Here is a 970-nt window from a genome sequence, read left to right as displayed (position 1 = left end):
CCTTGGTGCCGTGGCCGACGAGGTCGACGGTGGGGCCCTTGGGGAGGTTTTCTGGGTCGTCCTTCTTGGGCTTGACGAAGTCGCGTCCGCTGCCGACGTCGACGGCCGGCGCGGGGCAGCTCGGCGACGTGTCCGGGCCGCCGGGCGTGCACGATCAGCTGGCCGAGCTGCGGCACCGGTCCCTGCACGGCGCGGACCGGCGGTAGTTCGGGCAGCAGGCAGGCGAGCACGTGCAGACCCAGCAGGGGAAGCAGCCCGGCCGCGCTCTCCGCCGCCTGGGCCAGGGACGCCACCGTCTGGAAACGCGGGTTGATCTCGACGACCACGGGCGTGCCGTTGTCGTCCACACGGTCGTCGACCACAAGATCGAGCCCGAAGACGCCCCGGAAGCCGTGCCGGCGGAGCACGTCGCCGACGGCCCGGGCGGTGTCCCGGACTCGGGCGAGGAGCGGGGCGGGCAGGTCGGCGTCGTCCACGAGCTGGTTGCCGCAGTGGGTGCCCCACCCCGGGGTGAGTTCGGGCAGGCCGACGAGTTGGTGGGAGACGGCGGAGACGACGGTCCGGTCCGCTGCCGCGCAGGCGCTGACGGTCAGCGGCAGCCCGGGCACCAGCCTGCTGAGCCGCAGGGTGTGGCCGGCCCACGCCTCCAGGGCCGCGGGAAGCGCCTCCGGGGTGTCGACGGGAACGGTGCCGCGTCCCGCGAGGTTGTTCTCCCGGCGCTGGAGAACGGCGGCCTCCCAGCCGTCCGGCCAGTACGAGGCGGCCGGCCGTGGCCGCTCGGCCGGGATCACCACGTGCTCCGGCACCGCCACACCCGCCTCGACCAGCAGTTCCAGCGAGTCGATCTTGTCGGAGGCACGGGCGGTGATGCCGGCGGGCGGGGCCAGCAGCGGACAGCCGTGCTGCCGGGACCAGTCCCGCGCGTGGTCGCCGTGCTCGGGAGCGAACGCGACGGCGACCGTACGCGTTC

1 protein-coding gene is annotated in these 970 nt (G+C 74.5%); it reads right to left on the bottom strand.

From position 1 onward, the window contains the following. Nucleotides 1-970: ATP-grasp domain-containing protein (locus GL263_RS27235; protein WP_182858391.1), on the bottom strand; the 970-nt coding region annotated here is incomplete at both ends.

The organism is Streptomyces durbertensis (assembly GCF_014156695.1).
Lineage (GTDB): Bacteria > Actinomycetota > Actinomycetes > Streptomycetales > Streptomycetaceae > Streptomyces > Streptomyces durbertensis.
Note: the sequence above shows the minus strand (reverse complement) of the source record. Positions and strands in the feature narration are given on the sequence as shown.